Origin of the sequence: Algoriphagus alkaliphilus (assembly GCF_900103735.1) — a bacterium.
Taxonomy (GTDB): Bacteria; Bacteroidota; Bacteroidia; order Cytophagales; family Cyclobacteriaceae; genus Algoriphagus; species Algoriphagus alkaliphilus.
On record NZ_FMXE01000008.1, the window covers coordinates 105,398 to 132,203 of the forward strand.

The window sequence follows — 26,806 nt, forward strand, 5'->3', positions numbered from 1 at the left end:
CTCCCTCATTAAAAAACAAGAATCAGGCAATTAGTCGGTTGGAATGAAAAAATCTATCTTTCTTGAGGATAAAATAATTCAATTCTAAAATCCCTTTTTTAAAACTAATTGACCCACTATGAAAGCTGCAGTCCGATACGATTACGGTTCTATTGACTCGATTAAAGTAATCGACATTCCGATCCCTGAACCCAAACTGGATGAAGTCCGGATAAAAGTGATGGCAACTACCGTCAATCGAACTGACTTAGGTGTATTAACCGGAAAACCGTATCTGATGCGGGCCTTTGCTGGTTTTCCAAAACCGAGATTTTCGGTGATAGGGACAGATTTTGCGGGAGTGGTGGATAAGATAGGAGAAAACGTAAGCGGCTTTTCGGTCGGCGACCGGGTGTGGGGCTTTGGTGACAATGGTTCTGCAACACATGCCGAATTCGTCTGTTTTTCAACCAGAAAAGCGATTCTGACAATCCCCGATGGAATTGATTTCCCTCAGATTGTGGCTTGCGCAGAAGCAGCACACTATGCGGTTAACTTTTTGAATAAAGTAAAACTGCAAACCGGAGACCTGGTCTTAGTCAATGGCGGTACTGGTGCCATCGGTTCAGCCGCGATCCAATTATTGAAATCCCGGGAAATCCAAGTGACAGCCGTCTGCCATGAAGTCGATGTGGAAAAAGTCAAAGCACTAGGTCCTGATCGAGTAATCGCTTTGGAAAAAGAGGACTTTACCCAAGAGAAAATCGAATATGATTTTGTGTTTGATGCTGTTGGAAAAAGTCGCTTTTCACTTTGCAAACCTATCTTAAAGCCCGGAGGAATATACATCTCATCCGAACTTGGCCCAAATTGGGAAAATTTGACATTGGCCATGACAACTCCAATTTTTGGCCAAAAGAAGGTCGTTTTTCCACTTCCGACAGACATTCTGTCAAGTATGAAAACTGTACAGGACTTGGTCATCCAAGAAAAATTCAGACCGATGATTGACCGCACTTACACCTTAGATCAGGCTAAAGAAGCCTTTACTTATGTGGCCTCTGGCAAGAAAATCGGAAATGTGATTTTGAAAATCGCTTGACTTTGTTCTAATCAAAAAATAGCCAGGCATAGACCATTACGCTAGCAAAAGCCATGAAAGGGCCTAGGAGGATCATCAGCAATCCGCCGGGCCTGCAATAATAAAAATCCCGACAGCAAAGGGAGGAATAGCCTCCGTGACCCATAGCCCAATTGCTAATACGGCCAAGAAGAACACATAATTCGCATCGACCCCATAGTCCAACTCTCTGAAAAAAGAAGTGAAAAGCAAGGCCATACCAAAATTTCCAACAAAGGTGGAAGAGGTGTAAATCCACCCAAACCTAATTTTTCGAAAAAGCCGGACTGCCGCAAGCCTTGAGTCACTGTAAACCATAAAAATTTATTTTAATCCCTGAATAAACTAAACCTCGAATGTATTGACAAGAGATTTCGAAAAAGAAAGCAAGGATGAATCGAACTAACCGAGACATCCATGATTACAATCAATTGAATTTGTGATCTTTATCAATGTTTTTTGGTCAAAAAGAAAGCAGTTTTATATCGGCAATTAAGCTGTTATAAATCTAAAAAAACAACAAGATGAGCAGTCCGACTAAAAGAAATGGAAGTTTTTGGCCTAAGATGGTTCAGGACTTCTTCGGTGCAGAAAACCCCTTTGATTTTGATGAAAAATTTTTCTTTTCTGGGAAATCAATCGAGGTACCCTCCGCAAATGTGATTGAAAATGACAATTCATTCAAACTTGAATTGGCAGTTCCGGGCTTTGAAAAGAAAGATTTTAAAGTGGAAATCCAAGATGGTATGCTAATTATCTCAGGTGAAAAGGAGCACAAATCTGAAGAGGAAAAGGAAAACTACCGTAAAAAGGAATTTTCCTATTCAAGCATCCGCCGGTCGTTTGCCTTGCCTGAGCATGTGAAAGAAGATCAAATTGACGCCAAATATGAAAATGGAATTCTCAATATAGTTCTTCCAAAAAAGACTCTGGAAGCCAGTAAGGCTAAAAAAGCGATAGAAGTTGGCTAAAGTAAAATAGGTGTTTTTTTATTGTTTTCAACCCCGGTCTAATTGACTGGGGTTATTTGTATGCTTCACTTCCACTTGAACTCAGCGCAAAATCGTTTACTTATTTATGCCTAAACCAACAATCCATCCGCTCTGATTCATAGCCCTTAAACAACGTATTGACCGGAACTCCATGTTTTAATCGATTAGAAAATGTAGTCCTTGCTACAAAATTAAATGCCCCCATATCCAGGGTAAATGGAGTTTGGTTACTGACTGTAACAGAAGTATGAATTTGGGTGAGCTTCTCCAATAACAAAAGCATAGCGGCTGTTTTTCCTCCAATCACTCCACAGTTTAACAGTGTTTGCGACTTGCTTCTCTCCTCGAAATCCAAAAATTCAGGAATCAAATTCCGCAAGTGGGTGCAATGATCCTTCATCCAAGAGTTATCTAAAATCTCCTTTTCATCTCTGCAAAAAAGGCATTCTGGATTTTCCAAAAAGAATGAATCATCAAATGGATTATTGACGACTTCCACATCCGCGATATCGGTGAAAAACACATTTCCAATCTGATCCGCATGCCGTTTCAAAAAATCAAAATACACCGGATAGCGATTTGCATTGGCATTCAGCGGTGTATCTAAGTCCACTTTGATAAAATTGATTTGATCATTTTGGGCTTCTCGGATTGTTTTTTCAGAAAAATTATTGTGAAATACAATCCCTTCCAAACCAAGATTTTGAACGAATTGAAACCAATTTTCGGTTAGCGAGTACTCATCCGAAGGCAGCATTTCATTCCGATTGACGTCGTAGATCCCTGTAAAAAGCGAAGCGCAAATTAAATTGGGAGAAAACCTGATCATCGATTAGGAATGTACAGACCTACTTTGCTTATGAAGAGCGGTGATGCTCGAAGCCAAGTTTCGATAGTAGATGTAAGTCCGTTTTTGAGATCTTTTTATCCAGTATTTTTTCGAAGCTTGTTCGTAAAAATACGAGTCCGCAGAATATCTGTTTTCGAAGTGGATACTTTTAAAAACTTCCTTTTTGCCAAAAAGTGTGGCAGCTTGGGTACTGATAGCAATCGCGGGGATTTTAGGATAATCGGGATTGTAGCGTTGATTGCCTGTATGTGGAATATCATCTATTCGATTGGTCATGGAACGAATAATGACACCTATTGCCCCGAGTTTTGAAGCCTCAGAAGCCCCTGCACCACGCTGTCCAACAGCTCCGCTATATGCCTCAAAGGCATCAATCTTGCTAGGATCCATGGGACCGTTCAAGAAAATGTCTTTCCCCTGAGCCTTGGCTCCGAGCTTTTGCAACTCTGCAATGCTTTTGACCTCAACCACTTCTCCTATCACCCCTCCCGGCCCGGTTCCCTGTGTATTTACCAAAGCAAGAGCGGAGAATTCCAGCACACCATGCTTTTCTGAGTTAGTGATTCGCACGATGTCCTTCCCCCTCTTATCCAATGTGGAACCATGACAGGTTGCAGGTAAACTGTGTCAAATCCATAGCTTTCCATCAACTGACGTGTCCACTCCACTGCTGCGGCAGCACTTGGCGACCCAGCTAGTCTGTGCCCAATGTTTTTGGTGAGGTACCGGAGATTTTCATAAGTATGTCCTTTTGTAAGCTCTGTATCAAAGATCTTTTTGATGTTCGCTTCGTGATTTTGTCCAAATAAAAATCCAGGTAACAATAGAAAAAGCAGAAGTATTTTTTCCATTATGATTATAATTTGTTTTTCAAAGACCATCCCAGTGTGTAAGGTTTTTTCTCTTGCCTGCCTAAAGGTGGCAGACAGGCTCGATTTCAACTTGAGATCAGCCTTGTTTGAAAGTATAGAAAAATGAAATTTTGTTTTGAGAATATTTGACAATTGGAATAAATGTCCTTTGGATCTTTCGTAAAATATTCAACCTAAAATAGGTTCAGCTCCCATACAATCAGCCGTTTTCTGAATTCATTTATCCTGTTATTTGACCGTCTCAGAAATAACTTTTGGAAATAGATAGTCTTTTGTTCAAAATTGAGACAATAGAAAAATTGCGCCCCTTGAAAAAATTTTACTTCAAATTCAGAAAACCTATGTTAAACCGATTTCTTTGGAAAGTCCTTCCTGTACTTTTTCTAAGTCTTGGACTTCTTTCCTGCAAATCCGAAGACGATCCTTCTGTCAAACCAGAAGACAATCGCTTTACTAAAGTCGTCCTCGCCGAAGGAATGGACGAACCGATGGAGATGACATTCCTGCCCGGTAACAGAATCCTTTTTGTCGAACGAAAAGGGGGGGTTAAAATATTGGATGAAAAGACGGGAGAAGTAACACTTGTCGCCACCATCCCGGTCAATACCAAATACACCAACAAACTTGGGGTAGTCCGCGAGGCTGAAGAAGGCCTGATGGGAGTAATCGTACATCCTGACTATGCCAAAAACAACTGGATTTACATGTATTACGCAGATCCCACGGACGCAAAGCACATTTTAGCGAGATGGGAACTGAAAGAAAATGAACTGGTGGAATCCTCAAAAAAAATCGTCTTGGAAGTCCCTACCCAGCGTGAGGAATGCTGTCATACAGGTGGAGGAATGGTCTTCGATGCGGAAGGAAACCTATACCTGACCGTGGGTAATAATACGGTCAACCCACGCGAGGGAACTTCAAATCTTGACGAAAGGCCGGGAATGGAAAATGCCGATGATCAGCGGGCTCCGGGTAACACCAATGACCTGAGAGGAAAAATCCTGAGAATCCATCCTGAAGATGATGGGACTTATACCATTCCGAAAGGCAACCTTTTCCCTCCGGGAACAGAAAAAACCAAACCTGAAATCTACACCATGGGTCACAGAAACCCTTGGAGACCTACATTGGACAGCAAAACGGGCTATCTCTATTGGGGTGAAGTAGGACCTGATGCTTCGGTAGATTCCATTTGGGGACCAAAGGGCTACGACGAATTCAATCAAGCGAAAGGCCCGGGATTCTTCGGTTGGCCATATTTCATTGGAGACAATTTCCCATATAACAGACATAACCACGCAGACAGCTCCTATGGCGCAGCCTATGATGTAATGAAGCCCGTCAATGAATCTGTAAATAATACCGGTTTGAGAGAGCTTCCGACACCGGTGGTTCCGGCGATGATCTATTATCCTTATGGCGTTTCGGAGGTATTTCCGCAGTTAGGTAGCTCGGGTAGAAGTGCCACGGGCGGCCCGGTATTCAGAAAGGCAGATTTCAAAAAAGACGCACCCTATGTTTTCCCTGCTTATTATGAAGGAAAATGGCTGATTGTGGACTTTATGCGCGGGTGGATTTTTGCTGTATCAATGGATAAAAACGGTGACATGACCGGAATGGAGCGATTCCTTCCAAATGAGACCTTCAGCTCAGCAATTGATATGGACTTTGGGCCGGATGGTTCACTTTACATTTTGGAATACGGATCGGCTTGGTTCCGTGGGAATGCAAATTCCCGAATAGTCAAGATTCAGTATAACAAAGGCAACCGCAAGCCGAATGTCAGCCTAGCAGCCGACAAAACCTCCGGAGCAATCCCATTGACTGTAAATTTCTCTTCTGAAGGAACGAATGACTTTGACGATTACGATCAAGGCAAGCTTTCCTATGAATGGAAAATTACCAATGGGGCAGGATTCGATCAGAAGCTGAGCGATGCAAATCCGGGTTTCACTTTCTCAGAAGCCGGAACCTACCAGATTACTCTTACCGTCACTGATACGAGGGGGGAGAAAAACTCCGCTTCCCTAGAAGTGATTGCTGGAAATGAACCTCCAGTAGTTGCTATCGATTTTGGAGGTATTAACAGAAGTTTCTGGTTTGGAGAAAAGGAATTAAGCTACAACATCACGGTCAACGATAAAGAAGACGGAGGTACTGCGGACGGGAAAATCAAAGCGGAGGAAGTGGCAGTAACGTTCGATTATGTACCGGCAGGTTTTGATCCGATAGAGATCGCCTCAAAGCAAAGCGGTGTAGAAAACGTTGCCATTTTGAATTTGGGAAAAAACCTAATCGAAGCCAGTGACTGTAAGTCTTGCCACCAATACGCGGAGAAATCCATCGGCCCAAGCTATCAGGCGGTTGCAGAAAAGTATCCTAACTCGGAGGAAAACACAAAATACCTCATCGGTAAAATCATCAACGGCGGTGCCGGTGTATGGGGAGATCACGGGATGAGTGCACACCCATCACTGAGTGAAGCGGATGCAAGAAGAATGGTCGATTACATCCTGGCTATGGATGACACCCAAGCCAACATTGCTTCTTTGCCGCTGAGCGGAAAAGTAAATGCGGTAATACCTGAAGGAGAAAACGGACAAGGCAGCTTTCTCCTCAGAGCTTCGTATTCTGATAAAGGTGCGGGCGCCATTGGATCCCTAAATGGAATTGATTTCGTGGCATTGAAGAATCCTTTCCTCGATCCACAATCCTCAGTTGAAAGAAAAGGAGTTCAATTGCTGACTACTCCCAACATCAGTTTTATGATGGTGGGTGATAATTCTCAATTCTCCCTAAAACAGATTGACTTAAGGGGAATCCAGCAAATTGATGTCTTGAGTAGTATTACCGAGCGCAACGGTGCAATTGGAGGTTCGGTAGAAATCCGATTGGGCTCACCTACAGGAAAACTCCTTGGCCAATCTGAGAAGATAGGAAGGAAAGCATCCGCCGGGTTCAGGCCACCGCAAGGGGTAAATCCGATAGATTGGAGACGACAAAATGCCAGTCGTGCAGTCGTCAAAATCAAACCGACTACAGGCATGCAGGATCTCTATTTTATCTTCAAAAATCCAGATGCCAAGGGGGAAACCGTCCTGATGAGTGTTTTGGAGATTGAGTTTAAAAACAAATCAGTAGAATAGAATCAACATCCCCTTGGCTTCAAAAGACCAAGGGGATTTGTTTTCTTTAAACAATAAAATTTGAAGATTGCCCCTTTCAGATTTTTCAGTTAACATTCATTACACAAACCAAGCATAAATGAAGACCATCAAAATAATCCTTATTCTGGCAGGTTTAGTTTCACTTTCATTATCGTCTTGCCAATCAAAAACCCCAGAAACAGCTATTGCAGAATCTGAAATCCTCCAAGACAACCAACTCTCTGAAGCGGAAAAAGAAGCGGGCTGGAAACTTCTTTTTGACGGTTCAACTTTAGATGGATGGCATATTTATAACAAAAGAAAAGGCGAATCTGCCTGGGAAGCAGTCAATGGAGAATTGAGATGCAATCCTGATAAAACCGATGAGCCTGCTGACTTACTCACTGACGGTCAATATGAAAATTTTGAGTTTGTTTTTGAGTGGAAAATTGAAGAAGAGGGCAATAGTGGAGTATTTATCAATGTGGTGGAAAAGCCTGAAATCTTAACTGCATGGGCTACCGGACCCGAATATCAGCTGCTCTCCAATTCACATGCGGAAGTGAATGTGCCCCTGAAGCGATCAGGATGCCTGTATAATTTTTTCCCTCAAAAAAATCCAGCCGAAACCAAATCCTCCACCGAATGGAATCAGTCCAAAATCACTCAGATCGACGGAAAGACACAGTTTCACCTCAATGGGGTTTTGACTATGGAGGTGGACTTTAAGTCTCAGGACTGGGCTGATACCGTTGCAAACTCAGGTTTCAAACAATTCCCTGAATTTGGCAAATCCACTAGTGGACATATTGCATTGCAAGACTGGGCGAAAGGAATTTCTTTCAAGAATTTAAAAATAAAAGAGTTGTAATCCCCTCGCATTCACCAAAACCGCTTCTTCTTACAAAGCCGCAAATTCATTTTTCTCCAAACAACCGGAAACCAGGAAAAAAATACTGCCAAAAACAAAATCTTTCGCATTGTCCATCAAAGTAATTCGTGTCCGAACGACCCTCCCTTTGATTTTGCTACAATACTTCAAACAAAAATTTGAAAATCAGTTTTTTCGCCAAACAAAGGACTGTTTTTAGAGTCGAAAGCCTTATATTTTTCGAGTTGATCTATTTACAATGATTTCTCCTTTGACTGAACTCCTTATTCTCCATCTGCCATTTCTGTTTAACTTCACCATCGGGCTGATTCTGGCAGAAAGTAGTTTTTGGCTCAGCCAGCTTTTCGGCCGACTTCACCCGATGATGGTTCATTTTCCGATTGCTTTGGTTTTGGCAGCGGTAGTGATGGAGCTGTTTACATTGGGAAATTTCAGGCATTCGTTTCGTTCAGGCATCCGGTTTCTGGTCATTATTGGCACCATTTCGGCCCTATTTGCCGCTTTGATGGGTTGGTTTTTAGCCGAAAATGAAGGCATTACCGGAAGTACACTTGACCTTCATCGAATCGTTGGAGTGGTCAGTGCAGGAATTTCTGTTTTACTTCTCGTTTTACTCCGAAAAAGTGAACTCAACCCTAGCGCTTCATCAATTAAGACCTATCGATTTTTCCTGTTTCTCACTGGAATCGGGGTAGGACTTGCAGGCCATTTCGGAGCCTCCCTGACACACGGAGAAGACTACCTCACGGAGGTTTTGCCCAAGAATTCTGACGAACAAGCACCCGAATCCCTGACAGTCGATATTGCCACTTTCGCCTCTACACTTTCCCCGGATCAGGAAATTTTACTCGTCACCAACGTCCGTTCCATCTTGGCTCATAACTGCTACAAATGCCACTCCGGCTCCAAAATCGAAGGAAAACTTCGATTGGATGAGAAAGAGTTTGTCTTTGCCGGAGGAGAAAATGGGCCGGTGATCATCCCCGGAAATCCCGGTAGGAGCGAATTGATCCGCCGAATTTCCCTCTCCAAAAACCATAAAGAGGTGATGCCCGAAAAAGGCAAATTACTCAGCAAAGAAGAAATCCAATTGCTCACATTTTGGGTGGAAAAAGGAGCTCCGTGGCCGGATGGAGTGGCGCAGCAATCCATCTATCGGGTAGCGGCTTTGGCTCCTAGAAAACCAAACTTACCGTCGGCCAAGCCCGGTTTGGAAAATCCGATCGACCGATGGGTAGATCAATATTTTCAGGAAAATAAACTCAATTGGGGAGAGCAGATTGATGACCGAACTTTCCTGAGAAGGGCCTATCTCGACCTCATCGGACTGTTGCCGAGTCCGGAGGAATTGGCGGCATATCAATCCAATACCGATGCCAACAAGCGGGAAATTCAAATCCTAAAACTGCTAGATCGTAAAGATGATTTTGCCCAACATTGGCTGACTTTCTGGAACGACGCACTGCGCAATGACTACACCGGAACAGGCTACATCACCCGGGGGCGCTTTGCCATCACGGACTGGCTCTACACCTCCATCAGAGACAATAAATCCTATGATCAATTTGTCAAAGAACTGCTCAATCCAAATGAGAAATCCAAAGGTTTCATCGAGGGCATCCGCTGGAGAGGGACTGTCAATGCTTCACAACGCACCGAAATGCAGGCTGCTCAAAACGTGGGACAAGTGATTTTGGGTCTTAACCTCAAATGCGCTTCCTGTCACGATAGCTTTATCAGCGACTGGAAACTGGAAGAAGCCTATGCTTTTGCCAACATCTTCGCAGACAGCACCCTGGAAGTCAGTCGATGCGAGCAGCCTACGGGTAAACTAGCCAAAACCAAAATCCTCTGGGAAGAATTGGGAGACATTGACTCCCTAGCCACCAAAGCCGAAAAACTCCGCCAACTCGCCGATCAACTCGTGCAACCTGCCAACGGGCGGATGTATCGAACGGTGGTGAACCGAATCTGGAAGCAGATGATGGGCAGGGGAATCGTGGAACCGGTGGATGAGATGGACAATGCGCCTTGGAGCCAAGATTTGCTGGATTGGTTGGCGGTGGATTTTGTGGAAAATGGCTATGACCTCAAGCGGCTGATTTATCAGATTGCTTCCTCACGAATTTACCAGAGACAATCGATAGCAGTCGAATCGCCTGAAAAACTGATGGCGGAAGATTTCAAATTTCAGGGTGTGATTCGTAGAAGGCTGACCGCAGAACAATTTTCTGATGCAGTGGCAGAAATCTCAGCGCCCCTATTCGATTCGGTCGAAGTCAAGTTCAGACCCTATCAGCTGATCCCGGAAGCCAAGGACAATCGGGGATTTGCGAGAGCTTCATTAGTGGCAAACAATGATTTCCTGAAAGCTTTGGGCCGTCCTAATCGGGAAATTGTCTCAACAAGCCGGGATTCTCAAGCCAGTTTGCTGCAAGCTCTTGAGCTGAGCAATGGGGAAAAGCTCAACAAAGCCTTGGTAAAGGGGGGAGAAAAATGGGCAGAAACCTTTCCCGACCCATTAGCGCTGACTGAAAATCTGTATGCCAAAGCTTTGCTTCGAAAACCGAGTCCAAAGGAACTTGAAGTGGCCAAAAAAGTCCTAGGATCCCGACCGGAACCTACTGCAGTCCAGGATTTCCTCTGGGCAGTTTTCCTTTTACCTGAATTTCAAATGATTTATTGACAGAACTCGCCCCGGTAAGTGTCTCCACTCACCGGAACCACTATCATTAACCATGAAAACCCTACAAACCCGACGCGATTTCCTGAAAAAAACCAGCGCAGCAGCCATGGCCACGATGGGCATGGGTACCCCTTTGGCAGGCTTACTTTCTTCCTGCGAAAGCAAAATCCCAAGTACAGCTGATTCGGTAATCTTACTTTTTATGGCTGGAGGAATGGCACACACCGAAACCTTTGATCCGAAAAAATACACCCCTTTCCGCAAGGGGATGGAAGCTAAAGAGATTCTGAGCACCTTTCCTTCCATTCCTACCCGACTCGACGGGATTCATTTTTCCGAAGGGCTGGAAAATATTGCTTCCGTGATGGATAAAGGCACATTGATCCGCTCTTATCAGGCGGCGGACTTGGGTCATATCCTACACACACGTCATCAGTACCATTTTCATACCTGCTATGAACCGCCTCAATCTGTGGTCGTTCCTCACTTGGGAAGTTGGATTGCCAAAGAAAAAGGACCATTGAATCCTGTTATTCCACCTTTCATCAATATCGGACAGCGATTTACCGTGGGTGAAGGCGAAGAATTGAAGGCTTTTCACAGTGCGGGATTTCTGGGTTCGGAATTTGGTCCATTTTTAATCCCTGATCCGACTGCTGGTTTGGATGCGGTGCGTCCTCCGGTAGGGATGGACTACAAGCGATTTGAATCCAGAAATCAACTCTACAAGGACTTAATATCGGCAGGCCCCATGGGCGAATTTGGTTCGGATTACCAGAAAGAATCACTTCAGCGATCCATGGAGCAGGCCTATATGCTCCTCAATTCTCCCGAAGCGAAGGCATTTGACCTGAGTCAGGAACCACGGGAGAGCTATGAAAAGTATGACACGGGAGGAAGATTTGGGTTGGGATGTCTATTGGCCAGACGGTTGGTTGATCAAGGCGCCCGTTATATTACAGTAACTACAGAGTACGAGCCGTTTTTCGGTTGGGATACGCATGACAACGGCCACACCCGATTGAAAGACATGAAAAAGATGATCGATGCTCCGATTGCACAATTGATCAAAGATTTGGATCAAAGCGGTAAACTGGAGCGGACCTTAGTTATCGTAGCCAGTGAATTCAGCCGGGACATGCTCACAGAAGGGAGACCGGATCTGAAAGTACTGGATCAAGTTGAAGTCCCCGACATCGTTGAAGACATGAAAAACTATGGGATGCACCGACATTTTACTGATGGATGTTCAATCTTGATGTTTGGAGGAGGAATTAAGCGCGGTCATGTTTTTGGTAAAACAGCTGATGAGCGACCCTGTAAGACCATCGAAAACCCGATCAAAATTGATGGGATTCATCAGACGATATACCACGCTTTGGGAATACCTGCGGACAAACACTACGAAATTGAGCAGCGCCCATTCTACACCACACCGGATGGGAAAGGGAAGGCGGAATTTGGGCTGCTGACGAAGGGCTAAACTTTGGTGAATGCTCAAGTTTACTAATACTTTACTGCTGACACATAAATTTTTATCAGAATAGCCCAAAAACAATACACCGAATACAGTTTGGCAATCCTATCACTTTTTGAAGAAGAATAAGTACGAAGGTTAAAGGGCGATTATCCTGTTCAAACACAAAAATTGCCATTGATCAAAATACATCAACATTCCGAACCTCCCCCGTTAAACAATTTGACTTGGATAAAGTCTAACATTTGTATCCAAAAATTTCAAACCAACAAATTCATCAAACCAAATTATTAATTCCTATGAAACTGATTACCACATTAATCCTGGCATTCGGAAGCTTTTTCACAATCGGTGAAAATTTCGCTCCTGCCACAGTAAACAAAACCGAAAGTCAAGTCACCTGGAAAGCCGCCAAAGTTACCGGTGAGCATTGGGGATATGTGCCCATCGCTGATGCAAAACTTGATGTCACCGGAGGAAAAATCACCGGAGGTTCATTCGAAATGGACATGGTCAACTTGACTGTAGAAGATCTAACAGACGAAAAATCAAAAGGTAACCTGACCAATCACCTGAAGTCTGATGACTTTTTCTCAGTTGAAAAATTCAATAAATCAACTTTCAAGATCACAGATGTAAAGTCAACTAGTGCCACAGATTACACCATCACCGGTGATTTGACGATCAAAGGGATCACCAAGCCAGTTTCTTTCCCTGCGAAAGTTGCCGTAGCCGGAAATAAAATGACTGCAACAGGTACTATTAAATTTGACAGAACCCACTACGACATTAAGTTCCGATCAGGAAACTTCTTTGAGAATCTGGGTGACCGAATGATTTACGATGAGGTGAATTTGGATGTGAAGCTTGTTGCGACTATCTGATTGAAATATTTAAAAATTTCAAAATTGAAAAATTAGGTCTGAGAGAAATCTCAGGCCTTTTTTATTTTACAGTGCGCCAGTATCCTCTAAGCTTTTAAGGTTAGACCTTTCAGGTTTTGAAAACCTGAAAGGTATTTTCCGCTTTTTAGTGCAAATTATTTTATCTGTATATCCGCATTCCTACCAGTAGCCAAATAAATTAAGTTTTGAAGTTCCAAAAAACGAGCCGTGGACAGTTGACTGTCGTCTGTGGACGATTATCCGCAACTTCTAAAGCATATTTCTTAATTACTGGCAGGATTGCGGATAATCAAATTATTTTAATTCTTTTGGACCTATTGCTTAATCAAACTGGCCAAAAAAACTGCAAATGGTCGGATATTTTGCTCCGAGCTGCCGGATTCTAGAGCGCTTAAATACGCTTCCCTTCGGACCATCGGAACGACAGCCCAAGGATATCCACCTGAAGCAAGAAACAAGTTCATCAAGAACCTTCCCAAACGTCCATTCCCATCTATATAGGGATGGATATAGACGAACATAAAATGACCTAAAACAGCCCTTACCGCAGGACTTGATTCATTTGCCAAAAGATCAAAATATACAGGCATCAGGTCTTTGACTGCGTCACTATTCGGTGGTACATGTTTGGAACGCCTGATGAAAACGGGTTGGTTTCGGTATCCCGCCAAATCCGAAGCCTTAATTATACCCGCCGTTACACTGGGAGCAAATAGCTCTCTATACCAATTCTGGTGTACCTCATCCGCAACTGTCCCGGAGTTTTCCCCCCTCAATACTCGCTCTACGGCCCTTTTTACCTCCATAAAGGCCTGCCAATAACCTCTCGCAGCAAGTGCATCTCGCTGCTGCCGATCACTATCAGCATTTTCTGGTTGCCATTGCCCACTTCGCACTCTTTCTATCAAATCCGCAGAAACTCGGTATCCTTCAATTGATAGCGAATTATAAGCGTCGTTCACAAAATTATCCGAAACCAGCTGGAGATACCCATTGATATCCTCAGGTAACCCAGGTTCTGCAGGAAAAACTTCTAAGATGGGTTCCCGCATGGACTGCCACATCAGATGAAGTCGATTCACATAGGGAGAGACCTGCCTTGAAGGTATAGCAAATGGACTTGGGGCAATAAATGGGTCATTTGTTTTGACTTGGTATCCCGCTGAGCGCATCCCAGAAAGGATATCTTCTGCAATTTTATCCCGTCCAATATTTCTGAAAGCTCCTGCAATACGTCCAGCAACCACACTTTGTCCGCCGGCAAGCAGAATTCGCAATAGCTCAGACGCATCTCTAAAGGTTGCCAAGGCCGTCCGCGCCTCTGTGGGGTTGTTTCGAAAGAAAGGCTCCGAACTGTAAATCAATGCCGGAGCCAAAGAAAACATTCTCAACCCATTACTTTCAACTTCAAGTTCTTCAGAACCAGCAATGCTGGCTCTAGTTTCAAAAATTGAGGTTTCAAAGGGAAGTGTTGTGATCTGATTTCGTGCCCGCGGAGAGCGGACAAGAAGCTGTCGGGGAACGGTCAGATTCCCTGCATGAAAGACCACCGATTGTTCCGGCGATAAGCTCCATTCATTCCCAAATCTTTCATTCAGATAAGCTGCTATAAAATCCCAAAAAGAGGTGAACCATGATGTGCTTTCTCCTGCGGTCTCATCAGGTCTGGCAGGAATATACCAGCCTCGAATCACCTCTTTCAGAAAACCTGTTTTCACGAGCCTTTCCCGATGAGTTCGAGTCAAGTCGGATGACTTTATTGCTATTCTTCCCAATCCTTGTAAATCCCTCAGGACAGCCAACGAATCTGCGAGTTTTTCTGAAGGGCTTGCCATTGTGCTACCTTTTTTTACGAAGGTAACATTTAGCTTTTAATGTTTTATGATTTTTAGCTTTTATTGAATATTTATATTTAGCTTTTATTGTTTTACTATATTTAGCTTTTAAAGTGTCTTGTGCTTTTAATCCCCACAAATCACTTTTCAACAACAAACCCTCTTCTACAAATCATATTTCACCGTCAGCATTCCATACCTCGGCTGCACCAAGTAGGAATAGGTACTGATCAGGTTTTCGCTGAAGCTATCCCTACGGATCGATCGGGTGTCCAGCATATTCCAAACTGAAATTCTGAATTCCCATGGGCTCTTTTTACCCTGATAGCTGAGGAAAGCATTCAAAAACTCAAAGTCACTTCGCACACCACTCGCCTGATTGAGGTAGGAATTATAGGTATAATCCGCATTCAACTTTAATCCTTTATAGATGTCCAAGTCAATTTCCACCTTGGGACTGTGAATAGAGAAGGTATTGGACAGCGCTCCGGAATTGTAATTATTGGCAGTGAAAGCATAGCCCAAATCCACTTCCAAAACTTTGAAGAACGTAGAGGTAACCTTGAAATCATAAGTCTGCGAAAACTGCTCGTTTCGGGTCGGTCTTTCGTCCAAAACCAAATTGGTCGTGAAAGCATTCCAGCGCCCGCCTGCCGAAAGCTTGAAGCGATTGTAGCGCTTATCCATTCGGAGATCTGCATTGAGTGTTTCGTTGACGGCTTCCACATTCAAGGCTGAAAGCAGCCGGTTGATTCCTGCAAAATCCGTCGTCGTGATGATTTCATCCCGCTTACGCTGCCAGTTGACATTCCCAAAGAAATTCAAGCCCGAAAACATGTCAAAATGATTGTAATTGAGCGTGTGCGTGGAAAAAAGCCCGTTGTCCAACATCCGATTCCCCTGAAAAATCGAGTTGTAATCCTGAAGAACCAACCCTTGTGCTAGCCTTTGGATATCCATAAAATTAGCCTCCGTCTGATACCGGTAAGTCAAAGATTTGGTCGATTTGATAGTCCATTTGGAATAAAATCCCGGCAGAGCCAAGACTTTATTGTAGCTCAATTCATTCCCAAACTGCTGATCCTGCCAAGCATAACGATGCAGGTAAACCGATGGACTGATGATCATTTTTTTCCACTTGGTCTTGTAGGTCATTCCTAAATAAATGTCCTGAAATCCAAAGTCCGCATCGTTTTCAAACTCCTCATAATCTTGATCGGAACCCACTTGATTCAAGCTGCTAACCAAACGTTGTGCGATATTGTGGTAGCCCAATGACCAATTCAGATGGTTGGTTTCGTTGAGGATTTGGTAGTAATTAAAAGCACCCTCGATGGTTTGGGTGTGAATGTCTTGACGCTGAAGAAAGCGATAGCTTTCTTGATCCATGACCGGAAACAGCCCGACAAATGGTTTTTGATTCGACATCAGATCATAGAAGGGATCCTGAAACTTCTTTTCCCAATTTACCTCCATCGAAAATACTCGCTTTACACTTGGGGCATGGTACCATTCTGCCTTTTGTTGAAGGCTATAGGGTGTTCTGGACTGAACTGTCTCCAAGTTTTGTTCGATTTGTCCAAAATTGGAGTTCAGCAAATTGCCGTTTTCAATATCAGCCAGCTTGCCGAAAAAGCTGTATTTAAAATAAGTTTCTTCCTTGGGGGTAAAGGTCAACCCATATTTGAGCAGGCCCGATTTGTTCTCTACCCGACTGGCTGAAGTCAGCAATTCCTGATTGTTTTCACCCGAATTCAAATAGGTTCGAAAAGAGGAACTTCCCAGCCTATTTTCCGAACTTGAACCGATCAAGAATCCGGAATGCCGCCACCTTTTACTGGGGTTAAAATTGAAATTGAATGCGCCCAGATGCGTCTCCAGTGAGGCTGCATTGTCTCTGTTCGCCATGGGAATACCAAAATCATCACTACCGATACTGACTTTTGAACCAGTTTTACCACCCAAACCTGCCAATCCTCCGCTAAAGCGGAAATAATCCTGAAGGGTAAAGGTCTGTTCCCCAACATTGTTAGAGCCACCGATCAGGTTGAGGTTAACTTTTGGGGCATAATAGAATACATTTGCATGCCCTAGGTAGCGTTCCTGTGGACCAGTCCCGGCAGTCACATCTCCAAAGACCATATTTTTTTTACCATCCTTGAGTTGAATATTCAAAGCCAAGGTTTCGTCGTTATCCAATCCACGGATTGGAGAAATCTCATTGAAATTTTTCAAGACCTGAACACGGTCCACGGCATTGGCGGGGAGGTTTTTGGTAGCAAGCTTGGTGTCTCCGTCAAAGAAAGTTTTCCCATCCACCAATATTATATCCACCTTTTTGCCTTGCACTTTTACATCTCCGTTGTCATCTATCTGAAATCCCGGCAGCTTCTCCAGCACATCCCCCAGCTTTCGCTCTGTCCCAGTAGTAAAAGCGTCTGTCTTGTAAGTCAGCGTATCCCCTCTCATGGTCACCGGCATCTCGGACACCACTTCCACTAAACCCAATTCCGTATCGCTTTGCTTCAAAATGATCTGCATTTGAACCTCCGAATTCCATTCAGAAATGAGTCTTTCGAATTGCTGATAGCCCACAAAAGAAACCCGAAGTAAATATTGGGATCCCGGCGTCAATGTCACTTTAAATCTTCCTTCTTCGTTGGTGATGCCAAAACCACCGATCTTTTGAGTGCTTTGATTGATCGCCACCACATTGGCATAGGCAATCGGCCTGTTCAGACTGTCCAAGACCTGCCCGATGAGTGGCTTAGTTTGGGAAAAGGATGCAGTGGAAATAAGGAAAAATCCAAGGCAAATCAACACTCGATACACTACAGTTAATGGTGTTTTTAATACTTTCGGTGAGTGAAGACACTCACCGAGGCGGATGAAAAATCCAATCAGGAAAACCTTCACTTTCAGGGTAAAAAGATTGTGAGATTCCGGTGAGTGAAGACACTCACCGGGGCCAAAACAAATCAGCTTGCGGTACAAAAAAGGCATAGTTGGTTTAGTGTTGAAAATTCAACAGATATTTGCCCCAGTGAGTGGAGACACTCACTGGGGCGAAAGCAGGTGAGACCTGCTAGGTTTTGAAAACCTGGCAGGTCTTCATTGTTGGTTAAGTAAGAAATATCGAGTTTGAAATCCGAAATTTTGAGGCTGTAAGCTACCTCAGAATCCTTGCAAACTGATCACTACCACTGCCTACTCATGCAAGGCTTCGACTCCCCGCCATACCGGGCAAGCTGCTCTGCCTGACATCGGTCATCGGTCATCTAGCATCGGTCATCTATCAATTCCCTATCCTAATCGTAAACTGATTCCCCTCACCCGGTTTCCCTTGGTATTGGTTCATCATCTGCTTCATTCCCGCCTCCTGCATCGCGCGAAACTCTTCTCGATTGACCACCTTCCCTTTTTTGGGTTGTTCGATTTTCACCGGGTTTGTGGATGGGTTCAGCTCGATCTTTTCGCAAATCAGGATTCTTCCCTGATTCTGAACTTCCAGAATCAGCCCGGGAAGTCCGAAAAAGTTATCCGGTCCATGGGAGACCGGAATCTCCGGGGTAAACCAAGCCGTCACGCGGATGGTGTCTTTGACGTTTTCCATTTCGGTCATTCCTGTAGAAAACCGCTGGGAATCGACTATTCGAGAATAAGTTGCCTTTTGGGCGGTGTAATTGCCTATTTTTTTGGTCTCACTGGTGAGCTCCCATTCACTGGGCTCAAGCGTATCTTTGATCAGAAACTCCTTCCCCATCACTTCTTCTTCCCTCAAAAAGGACTGATCGGCCAGGTTTTTATACAAAATCTTGTCCTGACTTCCGGTATTGATCACCATGGTCATTCCGCCGGAGGAAGCCGTAGCCGGTCCGCCTCCCAGGCTTTCTGCCTGCTTCCAGTTGGACTCCGTTTGGGTGAAAGAAAGGATATAATCCCGTTCCATCTGCTTCTTGAGTTGGGCTTGAATCTCGGCCATCTGTTCAGGAGCCATTTTAGTAGAATCCATCGCAATCTTGATTTGTGAAGAAGACTTGTAGTACGCTCTTCCTGTGAGTCCTTGGGCAATGGCCTGAGGAATAGTCACGCTAAGGAAGAAGATGGAAACGAGTAAAAGAATTTTAGCTTTCATTGTAGAATGGGATTTTTTGTGCGATGAAATTCACTTGAGATTTTATTAATGTCAAACTGATGGGTTTTAGCGGCTGTCGACCGTGGACCGTTGTCCGTTGACTAAATGTTCGTGCTACAAACCAATAAAAAGGAATCAAACCAATGCGTTAAGCACTGTTAACGTGTGTTAACTGTGGTTTTTTCCCCTTTTTTATCCTTCTAATTTAGCGGAATGCAAAAGCTGAAATTCAAGCGCATAGGTATTTTAATCGGAGCTACTTTGCTGATAAGCATTGGGGTGCAAGCTTGGCGCCTGCATTCTCAATTTAAAATCATTCAGAACAAGCTCGTCAGCGATATTCAAGAAAGCCTTGACATTTCAATTGAAAGCTATTATGCAGATCTGGCAAAGACGAATGTAATAACCCTGACAGATAATTTGCAACTCGAGCAACCGGCGGGAATGCCACTACTTGTTGACACCCTTCCTGAGGGATTTGATCCAAAGAAATTCTTCACGGCCGACACGGTATTATTTAATGAAATTTCTAAACCTTTTATCGAGCGTGTTGGCAAAAGCAAAATGATCTTTAGGGCAATCGAGGGTGCAGAAATGGGGCGGCCGGATTCCATTTTTTGGTCAGAAGTGAGAACTGATAGCTTGAAAACATTCACTTTTATCGACTCCGCAAAAGGAACAGGGGTTGATCAGATAAATGAATTGAATGTTTTTTGGGGCCAAAAAGCTGCAGACAGTTTAACTCAAATCAAGTATTTGACTAATCGTATCATCATCTCAATCACTCGGGATTCTGTTGAGGTTGACAAAATCAGGGAAAACCTAAAATCCGAACTGGAGCGGAGAAGAATCGAGATTAACTATAGACTTATTCATATTGATAGGAAAGTAAAACTTGATTCTTCGACAGTTTTGAGCGATAAAAGAATGCCTTTTCAGGTAGTTTCCCGCTCTACATTTCTGCCAAGAGACCAATCGCTAGAACTCAATTTTGAAAATACCGCAATCACAATCTTAAAGCGAGGTATCGTCGAAATCCTGACCTCCCTATTTTTCCTTGGAATCATCGCCTACGCTTTCTATTACCTCTACCAAACCATCAAAAACCAAAAGGAAATCGCCGAAATCAAGCAGGACCTGATCGCCAACATCACGCACGAGTTTAAGACTCCGATAGCAACCACCCTCTCTGCTATCGAAGGAATCCAGCAATTCAATCCCGAAAACGACTCTTCAAAAACCGATCGGTATTTGGGGATTTCCAAAAACCAGATGTTCAAACTAAATAAGATGGTAGAAAAGCTTTTGGAAACCGCCACCCTGGATTCAGATCAGTTGGTTTTGAAAAAAGAGTACATTGAACCTGAAACGCTTTTGCGTCAGCTCATCCAGAAATTCCAGACCTTGGCTCCGGAAAAGAAAATAGAATTGATTTTACCAGCCAATCCGAAAACAATTTTCGCCGATTCATTTCACTTCGAAAATGCAATCTCCAACCTCCTGGACAATGCCATCAAGTACGGTGGCGATCAGATCCGTATTGGTCTGGACCAAAACGGAATGCACAAAATCAGAATTCACGACAACGGCGGAAACATCAGTCCGGAGCAAAAGGAGCGAGTTTTTGAGCAGTTTTACCGAATTCCAAAAGGGAATATTCACGACGTGAAGGGCTTTGGAATCGGGCTGTACTACGTAAAAAAAATCCTAGAGAAGCACGAAGGAAAAATCGAACTCGAAACCGGTAAAAACTCCACCACCTTTATCACCTACTGGCCATGAGCAAAATCAACGTACTGCTGGCCGAAGACGAGCTGGCGCTGGGAATGATCATTCAGGAAAGTCTGGAAAGCCGGGATTTCAAAGTTCGACTTTGTCCCGACGGACAAAAAGCTTGGGAATCCTATCAGGCCCAAAAGCCCGACGTGCTGGTCCTTGACGTGATGATGCCAAAGAAGGACGGTTTTTCACTTGCAGCCGAAATCCGCAAAATCGACCCTCACACCCCGATCATATTCCTGACTTCCAAAAGTCAGACCGAGGATGTGGTAAAGGGCTTTGGGATTGGTGCCAATGACTACGTGCGCAAGCCCTTCAGCATGGAGGAATTGATCGTACGTATCAAAGCCCAGCTGGACCGACTGCGAACCCGTCAAAGCCAAAGTGATTGGATTGTTTTGGGAAAATATGAATTTCACCCCACCCGCCAATTGCTCAAATTGGCAGACACAGAAACTCCCCTCACCGCCCGTGAGAGCCAGCTGCTGCAAATGCTCCTTCAAAATGCCAATGATATCACCGACCGTACGTTAATTTTGAACCAAATCTGGGGCTCGGACGATTTTTTCAACGCCCGCAGCATGGATGTATTTATCACCAAGCTTCGCAAAAAACTTCAAGACGATCCAACAATTCAGATCCTAAATGTTCGTGGGTATGGGTTTAAGTTGGTATGTTGAGATTGAAACTTTTCCAAAGTTCGGAACTTTGGAAAAGTTAATGGGATTAAAAATCCTGCGATAGGAATTCGATATTACAAATCTCTAATAACGGATTATTCCTTTTCAAGAAAAGGCACCAAACTGTACCAAACCGCCGGGAAATTTTCCAGAAAAACCCCATGAGCGGCATTGGGAATGATGCCCAATTGACTGTCAGGGATCATTCGATAAGCACTGAGGATTGTTTCTAACGCTGCATTTCTGTCATTTTCACCAGCAATTATCAGGACAGGGCATTGAATTTTTCCAAACAGTTCCTTGCTGATCGAAGTGGAATTGTAAAAATCTGCAATCTGATTTCCCAACTCCATCAAACATTCAGGTTGAGGCATCAACCCCAGCTGTTGCTCCATAAAGGCAGGGTCAAGTTGAAACAATTCCACCGCATTAAAATCCATTCGCCTCAATTTCGGGGTTTGCTCGCCTGCTCCGATGGCAATCATTTTTTTCACCCGCTCAGGATACAAACTCGCAAACATATAACCGCCCAAACCTCCGTCACTAAAGCCAAGGACATTTACTGAATCAGACGTCACGGCCTTGACCACAGCCAGAATATCGTCTGCTTTTTGTCTGATACTCAGCGGTTCCGTTCCAAGCTCGGATTTTCCATGTCCCCGAGTCGAGATTGCAATAACCTGATAACCTTTGGAAAGGCTATCGATAAACTGGTGCATTTCGTAAGTCGAACCCAGCAACCCTCCATGAAGGATCACCCATGGCTCACCTTCTCCATACACTTCATAATAAATCTTCGCATCGCCTGCATTGACATACTTTCCTGCCTTGGGATTGTTGCCATAAGGAATTGCTCCTTCCGAAGAAGGTGTCTGCTGCATAAAATACCGAATCGGTTTAGCTGTTTGGGCTTGGCCAAAGCTGCTGAAACCGATCAGGAGTACAAGAGAAAATAGAAGTTGCTTCATTGGATAATTTTCAAATCTTTAAAAAAACCTTCTGTCCCAATATCTACCCAAAGGCCCACTGATCCAGACTTAGCTGAACTTAGCAATTCATTGACCAGAAAGGCAGGTGATTTCTGGTCATCGAGAAAGAGTTTGGCTGATTTTCCATTGAATTCTATCCGCACGGTGATCCATTCGTCCAGTCCTATATCGGCATAAGTTTCATACTCACCCTTGGATTCTGCTCTTAAGCGGTCAAATTTGTAATCCGGATACGCATAATATTGAATGGTGTGATTTCGCCGAAACTGATCCTCTGCCCGGCCGTTGGTGGGTCGGAGATAGATGGATTCGAAAGCAGAATTGTCTTCATTGATCCGAAAAGCCAATCCGATAAATCCTCTGGCAAAAGCCGGTGCATTTGGCAAAAGTCTGCTCAGAACTTTCACCTCCACGATTCCATTTTCAATATCTAAATCGTTTAGCTTGAGGAAAGTAGGTTCATCTACGGATTCACCCAATTTCTCTGGGTCAAAGGGAAGTGACTCCAAATCTCGCTCGATCCTGAGAACTTCTTCACCATCCAACTTCACCACCGATGCCTTGACATGGGAAAATTTAAATTCTTTCCCATCAAAATGAATAGTTTGAGCCTGTGCTCCATACATCATGGAGAACAGGCTCAAAAGCGTAAGTTTCATGTAATTCATTCTAGGAATGATAGTTTTTTAATCAAAATAACTTTTCCTGAGGAGGTGTAGCTCCAGCCAATCTTAGGTAAACAGTAGTCTGACCTCTGTGGTGTGTTTGATGCTCGAAGCACTTTTCCAAGGCTTTTCCTTTGCTCATGTCAAATTGCCCAAACAACTTGGTCGCTTCACTCAACTGAGCCGGAGTCATCGTTTTTACACTGTTGATTACAAAGTCATATCCTGCCATCACAAGGTTTGTAACGTTTTCTTTGGATTGATCAGTGGATTTTTCGGATTCTCCCTGCCCGATTGGACTGCCAACTCCTGTGGCAGCAGAAGCAAAACCATAATTACCATCAGTTAAGTGAAGCATCTGCTGCGCAAATGAGCGCATTTCAGGGGTAGGCTTATGACCGTAATTTTCGGCAGGCATAGCATCAAGGTATTCCTGGGTGTAGGCTTTGGCACGTTCCCAATCTTTAACAATCTCCTCTATGGGTGTTTGAGCTTGGGAAAAAACACTGAGTCCAAAGACAAGTGCTAATGTGGTGAATAGATTTTTCATTGAAATTAGAGTTTAGATTGATTTGGAATTGAATTCACGAATAGGTTTACTTCTTTTCATAAAACAGTCCTGCTCCCAATTCACTTCCCAAGGATCCGGGTGCGAGTTGCAGGTAATACAGACTGGTCGGATCCTTGACAATTTCCAGGCTTCCTTCTCGCTGAATAATCACTTGTTCACCCAATTTGAGTTTGGAAGGATCGGCAGGCTCACCCAAGTTGGCTGGCCCCCCTCCTTTATTGACCAGCTGATTGTAGCCGACCACCAATGAATTGGACAAGTTAAAACTGTTCTTTTCTTCTTTGTCCAAAATCCAAAATGCTTCAGCACCGGTTACTACATTGTTGTAATACTTGAAGTCCTCAGCCAAAGACCATGTCCATACAGCCGCTCCATAAATATTGACAATCAAGTTGTGATGCATTTCAGATCGTTCTGATGGTCGATCTGAGTGCCAAAAAACAACCGCATCCTTCACTCCATAAAAAACGCAATGATCAACTACCACACCCTGCCCACTCGCCAACACAGGCAAATGGTTTGGCGTGGAATGGATATCACCCAAAAACAAGCATTGCGTCACTCGTAGGTCATCCAAATTTCTTCCTTCTCTGATAATGGGATAATTTCGAATCACCTTTCCTTCTTGGGGTCGCTCATGGACTGGTGAACCCAGCATCCGCAAGCCCTGAATGGTAACATGGCTGGTTTCGATCTGAATCCCATTGGAAGCTCCGCCCAGGCGATCATCGGGAATATTTTTAAAAGGCATAACAGAAATCACCACCGGCATTTTTCCCTGATGCCAATCCTTGTCATCAGGAAGAACCTCCGCCCGAATCGTCAACCTATTTTCTCTGGTGAATATCCATTTTGCAGGATCAAATCGCACGGTAGTATCCAAAGCATACATTCCTTCGGAAAGGAAAACCGTCACTGAACCTTCTCCTTCAGTTGCATTAATTCGTCCTGCCGCCTCATAAAGCGAGCGAAGTGGATTTTCCTTTTGGCCTGTATTTGCATCATTGCCAGATTGGGGATTGATATACAGTACCCCTTTTTCCAGCTGTGCAAATCCCTGAAAGGAGAAAAGTAGCAAGAGGACAATTGCATGTAGCTTCTTCATTTTTGTCTTTTTTGATTAAGACAAAGGTCAGCAGCTCTTTCGGCATCTACCCTTAACCTAGATTAAGAAATCAGGCTTTGGACTGGATATTCTTCCTGACTTTGCTCAAAAACTCGGGAGTGATCCCCAAATAGGAGGCGATTTGGGTATTTGGCAGGCGATTGCTGAGATGTGGATATTGTTCCAAAAAACCCAAATACCGCTGTTCCGCTGTAGAACTAAAATTTTGAAGCACCCGGTTTTGAAGTTCGATGTACTTGTGCTCAATCATCACTTTAAAAATCCGATTGAGCTTGGGGACATTCGTAAACAGGAAAAACAAATCCTGCTGCTTGATCTGAAGTAATTCGGAAGCCTCCAAGGCTTCAATATTCAACTGACTGGTTTTCTGAGTGTAAAAACTGGAAATATCCGCGATCCAATCGTTTTCCGCGGCAAACTGAATGTTGTGCTCAAAGCCCTTATCATCCACTCCGTACATGCGAAAGCAACCCTTAACAATGAATGTGTATTGCTTACAAACTTCTCCAGCAGTCAGGATTTTTTCTTTCCGCTTGACTAAACGGGAAACAAACTTGTCCTCAAAAAGTGCCTTTTCATTCTCCTTTAAGGGAATAAAACTCTCCAGGTGTTGGATTAGGGCTTGGTTGAACATAAGTGAAATTAGACAAAATCTTCTGACTTCGAAGCCAAAACTCAATCCCCTAACGGCAACCTGGCATCAGTTTCCTTCCACCAGTTTTCGAGTTTGGTCTTCAATTGGGAAGCGATGAAAGGAAGCTGCTTGACCAGATTGGTTTCCTCCAAAGGATCATTGGAAAGATCGTACAACTCAGCTTCCGAACCGTCGAAACAATAGACCAGCTTGTAATCTCCTGACCGGACGATGGAATACGGAACCACATCAGGAGCCCGGTAGTGGGGAAAATGCCAGAACAAATCCCTGCTTATTTGCTCATCCGGATTTTCAAAAACAGCTCTCAAATTTTGGCCGTCCAATCCCATAGGCATGTCCTCACCCAGATAGTCCAGTATAGTCGGTATCCAATCCATGGTAATAACTGGAGTCACTGTAACTGAACCGGGCTCAATGACAAAAGGCCAACTTACGATGGTCGGCACACGGATTCCTCCTTCATAAGGATAGCCTTTATAGGAGCGAAGGCCTAAATTTACAGTGACAGGATTTTGTGGGTTTCCGATCAAACCTCCGTTGTCTGAGGTGAAAATCACAAGTGTATTTTCTCTTATTTCCAGGCGATCCAGTTCATCCAAGACCTTTCCGACATTCTGATCCAGATTTTCGACCAAGGCAGCATAGCTCGGGTTTCGTTGCACTCCGGGCGTTTTATTTTTATACTTTTCCACCAAATCTGCCGGCCCCATGATGGGAGTGTGAACCGCGTAGGGAGCCCAATGGATGAAGAAATTGCTTTTCTGATTTTGAAGAAAACTCACAATTTCATCCCCTTCCCGATCAGTGAGAAACTCACCTTTTTTTCTGGCTGGCACATTTCTCAGTACATAATCTTTATTCCCGTTTGGCGGCAAGTAGGGATCGAAGTAACTGGGAGGTTGCCCCAGATCATTTCCGCCTATGTTGATATCAAAGCCTTGATCCTCGGGGTAATTGCCCTCTTCGCCAAGATGCCACTTTCCCACGTGCATCGTGGAGAATCCCAACTCTTTCAACCGCTCTGCAATGGTCTCCTCCTCCAATGGCAAAAAGCCCAGGTTTTTGGGGGTCTTGAGGGGTTTCCCCTCGTTTGCTTCAAAATTTGTCGGCAAAGCCAATCCAGAACCACCCTGGAATTTTGCCCGGATCCAGTCGGTTATTCCAATTCGTGCAGGATATTTTCCCGTCAAAAGCGCAGCTCGCGAAGGAGAACAAATCGAAGCTGCAGCGTAGGATTGGGTAAAAAGCATTCCCTCAGATGCTAATCGATCAATATTGGGAGTTTCATAGAAATCACTTCCAAACACGCCCAAGTCCGCCGCCCCCAAATCATCCACATGAATCAGGAGAATATTGAAGCTATTCTTCTCCTGGGCAAAAGAGGAAGATGACACTACTATCAATAGCCAAATAATAAGTCTTTTCACTTCAGTTTTTCTTATAGGTTAGATA

22 protein-coding genes are annotated in these 26,806 nt (G+C 44.0%); 9 read left to right on the forward strand and 13 right to left on the reverse strand.

The genetic code is table 11. The annotated features are described in order from the left end of the window. The first annotated feature begins 118 nt into the window (after positions 1–118). Complete coding sequence (locus BLQ81_RS07135; RefSeq protein WP_092729267.1) at positions 119–1,081, forward strand: NAD(P)-dependent alcohol dehydrogenase; 963 nt, start codon at positions 119–121, stop codon at positions 1,079–1,081. Between the two features lie 75 nt (positions 1,082–1,156). Here the strand turns inward: BLQ81_RS07135 and BLQ81_RS07140 are convergent, their stop codons facing one another. Next, positions 1,157–1,417, reverse strand: a complete 261-nt coding sequence (locus BLQ81_RS07140; RefSeq protein WP_217636650.1) for a hypothetical protein — start codon at positions 1,415–1,417, stop codon at positions 1,157–1,159. A gap of 206 nt (positions 1,418–1,623) precedes the next feature. On the opposite strand from BLQ81_RS07140, the gene BLQ81_RS07145 reads away from it, so the two are divergent. Next, positions 1,624–2,070, forward strand: coding sequence for an Hsp20/alpha crystallin family protein (locus tag BLQ81_RS07145; protein WP_092729268.1), 447 nt, complete (start codon positions 1,624–1,626; stop codon positions 2,068–2,070). 100 nt (positions 2,071–2,170) lie between these two features. On the opposite strand, the gene BLQ81_RS07150 is transcribed toward BLQ81_RS07145, so the two are convergent. The 3 genes from BLQ81_RS07150 to BLQ81_RS07160 are packed head-to-tail and all read right to left on the reverse strand — an operon-like array spanning position 2,171 to position 3,792. Further along, on the reverse strand, positions 2,171–2,920 hold the full coding sequence (locus BLQ81_RS07150) for a hypothetical protein (RefSeq protein WP_092729269.1): 750 nt from the start codon (positions 2,918–2,920) through the stop codon (positions 2,171–2,173). A gap of 3 nt (positions 2,921–2,923) precedes the next feature. Further along, positions 2,924–3,481, reverse strand: coding sequence for a protease-associated domain-containing protein (locus tag BLQ81_RS07155; protein WP_139183579.1), 558 nt, complete (start codon positions 3,479–3,481; stop codon positions 2,924–2,926). Then, complete coding sequence (locus BLQ81_RS07160) at positions 3,451–3,792, reverse strand: hypothetical protein (protein ID WP_139183580.1); 342 nt, start codon at positions 3,790–3,792, stop codon at positions 3,451–3,453. Before BLQ81_RS07160 ends, BLQ81_RS07155 begins: the two co-directional genes overlap by 31 nt. A gap of 362 nt (positions 3,793–4,154) precedes the next feature. On the opposite strand from BLQ81_RS07160, the gene BLQ81_RS07165 reads away from it, so the two are divergent. The 5 genes from BLQ81_RS07165 to BLQ81_RS07185 all read left to right on the forward strand — a co-directional run bounded on the left by BLQ81_RS07165 (position 4,155) and on the right by BLQ81_RS07185 (position 12,898). Further along, a complete protein-coding gene (locus tag BLQ81_RS07165) occupies positions 4,155–6,959 on the forward strand; it encodes a PQQ-dependent sugar dehydrogenase (RefSeq protein WP_092729348.1) in 2,805 nt (934 codons plus the stop codon). 118 nt (positions 6,960–7,077) lie between these two features. Further along, the gene (locus BLQ81_RS07170) at positions 7,078–7,830 is read left to right on the forward strand and encodes a 3-keto-disaccharide hydrolase (RefSeq protein WP_092729272.1); all 753 of its coding nucleotides are present in this window, start codon (positions 7,078–7,080) and stop codon (positions 7,828–7,830) included. A gap of 271 nt (positions 7,831–8,101) precedes the next feature. Then, positions 8,102–10,537 (forward strand): DUF1549 domain-containing protein, encoded by a 2,436-nt coding sequence (locus BLQ81_RS07175; protein WP_407640240.1) that lies wholly within the window; start codon positions 8,102–8,104, stop codon positions 10,535–10,537. 52 nt (positions 10,538–10,589) lie between these two features. Continuing rightward, positions 10,590–12,020, forward strand: a complete 1,431-nt coding sequence (locus BLQ81_RS07180; RefSeq protein ID WP_092729274.1) for a DUF1501 domain-containing protein — start codon at positions 10,590–10,592, stop codon at positions 12,018–12,020. Positions 12,021–12,313: 293 nt separating this feature from the next. Further along, entirely contained in the window at positions 12,314–12,898 is a 585-nt protein-coding gene (locus BLQ81_RS07185) for a YceI family protein (RefSeq protein WP_092729349.1), read from the forward strand. A 335-nt stretch (positions 12,899–13,233) separates the two neighbouring features. Here BLQ81_RS07185 and BLQ81_RS07190 read toward each other — a convergent pair whose 3' ends face one another. The 3 genes from BLQ81_RS07190 to BLQ81_RS07200 form a co-directional block, all read right to left on the reverse strand. After that, the gene (locus BLQ81_RS07190; RefSeq protein WP_092729275.1) at positions 13,234–14,754 is read right to left on the reverse strand and encodes a Fic family protein; all 1,521 of its coding nucleotides are present in this window, start codon (positions 14,752–14,754) and stop codon (positions 13,234–13,236) included. Between the two features lie 165 nt (positions 14,755–14,919). After that, positions 14,920–17,757: a TonB-dependent receptor gene (locus BLQ81_RS07195; RefSeq protein ID WP_092729276.1), complete on the reverse strand. Its 2,838-nt coding sequence runs from the start codon at positions 17,755–17,757 to the stop codon at positions 14,920–14,922. Between the two features lie 292 nt (positions 17,758–18,049). Beyond that, complete coding sequence (locus BLQ81_RS07200) at positions 18,050–18,889, reverse strand: GLPGLI family protein (RefSeq protein WP_092729277.1); 840 nt, start codon at positions 18,887–18,889, stop codon at positions 18,050–18,052. Between the two features lie 213 nt (positions 18,890–19,102). Between BLQ81_RS07200 and BLQ81_RS07205 the strand changes: the two genes are divergently transcribed. Together BLQ81_RS07205 and BLQ81_RS07210 are read left to right on the forward strand one after the other, a co-directional pair. After that, the gene (locus BLQ81_RS07205; RefSeq protein WP_092729278.1) at positions 19,103–20,671 is read left to right on the forward strand and encodes a sensor histidine kinase; all 1,569 of its coding nucleotides are present in this window, start codon (positions 19,103–19,105) and stop codon (positions 20,669–20,671) included. After that, positions 20,668–21,348 (forward strand): response regulator transcription factor, encoded by a 681-nt coding sequence (locus BLQ81_RS07210; protein ID WP_092729279.1) that lies wholly within the window; start codon positions 20,668–20,670, stop codon positions 21,346–21,348. The genes BLQ81_RS07205 and BLQ81_RS07210 overlap by 4 nt, the downstream gene beginning before the upstream one ends. A gap of 95 nt (positions 21,349–21,443) precedes the next feature. Here the strand turns inward: BLQ81_RS07210 and BLQ81_RS07215 are convergent, their stop codons facing one another. From BLQ81_RS07215 to BLQ81_RS07240, 6 genes are all read right to left on the reverse strand, one after another. Further along, positions 21,444–22,316, reverse strand: coding sequence for an alpha/beta fold hydrolase (locus BLQ81_RS07215; RefSeq protein WP_092729280.1), 873 nt, complete (start codon positions 22,314–22,316; stop codon positions 21,444–21,446). Then, complete coding sequence (locus tag BLQ81_RS07220) at positions 22,313–23,005, reverse strand: hypothetical protein (protein ID WP_217636651.1); 693 nt, start codon at positions 23,003–23,005, stop codon at positions 22,313–22,315. Before BLQ81_RS07220 ends, BLQ81_RS07215 begins: the two co-directional genes overlap by 4 nt. A 22-nt stretch (positions 23,006–23,027) precedes the next feature. Continuing rightward, a complete protein-coding gene (locus BLQ81_RS07225) occupies positions 23,028–23,552 on the reverse strand; it encodes a DinB family protein (protein ID WP_092729281.1) in 525 nt (174 codons plus the stop codon). A gap of 46 nt (positions 23,553–23,598) precedes the next feature. Continuing rightward, positions 23,599–24,678, reverse strand: coding sequence for a right-handed parallel beta-helix repeat-containing protein (locus tag BLQ81_RS07230; RefSeq protein WP_092729282.1), 1,080 nt, complete (start codon positions 24,676–24,678; stop codon positions 23,599–23,601). A 70-nt stretch (positions 24,679–24,748) separates the two neighbouring features. Then, positions 24,749–25,333: a Crp/Fnr family transcriptional regulator gene (locus tag BLQ81_RS07235; RefSeq protein WP_092729283.1), complete on the reverse strand. Its 585-nt coding sequence runs from the start codon at positions 25,331–25,333 to the stop codon at positions 24,749–24,751. 41 nt (positions 25,334–25,374) lie between these two features. Further along, on the reverse strand, positions 25,375–26,781 hold the full coding sequence (locus BLQ81_RS07240; RefSeq protein ID WP_245693198.1) for a sulfatase: 1,407 nt from the start codon (positions 26,779–26,781) through the stop codon (positions 25,375–25,377). Between the last annotated feature and the right edge of the window lie 25 nt (positions 26,782–26,806).